This window comes from Microcystis sp. LEGE 08355 (assembly GCF_015207185.1).
In the GTDB taxonomy this organism is placed as follows: domain Bacteria; phylum Cyanobacteriota; class Cyanobacteriia; order Cyanobacteriales; family Microcystaceae; genus Microcystis; species Microcystis panniformis.
In genome coordinates, this window is the sequence record NZ_JADEXI010000807.1 from 1 (window position 1) to 1,636 (window position 1,636).

Genomic DNA, 1,636 nt, shown 5'->3' on the forward strand with positions numbered 1-1,636 from the left:
CCCGGAAACTGTCTCAACAGATTACGATACAAGCGATCGCCTTTACTTTGAACCCCTGACCAAAGAGGATGTCTTAAATATCATCGAAGCGGAACAACCAGAGGGTTTAATTATTCAATTCGGTGGGCAAACTCCCTTAAAACTGGCCGTTCCCCTGCAAAAATATTTAGAATCGCCTAATTGTCCCGTAAATACCAAAATTTGGGGAACTTCACCCGATTCGATCGATACTGCCGAAGATCGGGAACGTTTTGAACAAATCCTCCGACAATTAGATATCCGACAACCTCCCAACGGTATTGCCCGCAGTTTCCAAGAATCCCAAGCAGTGGCTCAACGTATCGGTTATCCAGTCGTAGTACGTCCGTCCTATGTTTTAGGCGGTCGGGCAATGGAAATCGTCTATTCCGATAGCGAATTGGAACGCTATATGAAGTATGCGGTACAGATAGAACCGGATCACCCGATTTTAATCGATAAATTCCTCGAAAATGCCATCGAAGTGGATGTGGATGCCCTGTCAGATGCCACGGAAACAGTCGTTATCGGGGGATTAATGGAACATATCGAACAAGCAGGCGTACATTCGGGCGATTCTGCCTGTTCTATACCCCATACGTCCCTGAGCGCCTCGGTTTTAACCACAATTCGACAATGGACGGTGGAACTAGCGAAAGCTTTAAAAGTAATCGGTTTGATGAATATTCAGTATGCGGTACAGGGAGAGACAGTTTATATCTTAGAAGCGAATCCCCGCGCTAGTCGTACTGTTCCCTACGTTTCCAAAGCAACGGGAGTTCCTCTGGCAAAAGTTGCCTCCCTCGTCATGTCGGGCCGAACCCTGACGGAATTGGGTATCATCAGCGAAGCAATTCCCCGTCATATTGCCGTCAAAGAAGCGGTTTTACCCTTCCAGAAGTTCCCCGGTGCTGATACTCTCCTGGGACCAGAAATGCGTTCTACAGGGGAAGTAATGGGGATTGACAGCGATTTTGGCAAGGCTTTCGCTAAAGCGGAAATGGCCGCCGGCGTGATTTTAGCCACCAGTGGGACGGTTTTCGTCTCGATGAGCGATCGCGATAAAACCCCCATGGTTCCCGTGGTTAAGGATCTGCAATCCCTCGGTTTTCGCGTCGTCGCCACTTCTGGAACTCGTAAAGTTTTGTTAGAAAACGGTTGCGAAAATATCGATTTAGTGCTAAAGATTCACGAAGGTCGTCCCCACGTTATCGATTGGATCAAAAATGACTTGATTCAGTTTATTGTCAATACTCCCAGTGGTGAAGAATCCCAAAACGATGGCCGACAAATTCGCCGCACTGCCCTCGATTATAAGTTACCAATTATCACCACTATCGCTGGGGCAAAAGCGACGGTAGCGGCCTTAAAATCCCTGCAATCCCAACCTTTAGAGGTGAAAGCTTTACAGGATTATCTCGCATAATTTCAGTTATCAGTTATCAGTTATCAGTTATCAGTTATCAGATGAACGTAGGTTGGGTTGAAGCATGAAACCCAACGCCCGCTAATGTTACGCTACCGCTAACCCATCCTACAAATAATTGTGCCTCCCTATTATCAGTTCACTGATTACAGTTTACTGATCACAGCAAAAAATCTCCCATCACCCCCACAC

At 46.8% G+C, this 1,636-nt stretch carries 1 protein-coding gene; it reads left to right on the plus strand.

What is annotated here, in order from left to right:
* On the plus strand, positions 1-1,444 hold a 1,444-nt coding region (carB, locus tag IQ242_RS24210), incomplete at its 5' end, for a carbamoyl-phosphate synthase large subunit (protein ID WP_193961710.1).
* Positions 1,445-1,636 lie beyond the last annotated feature (192 nt).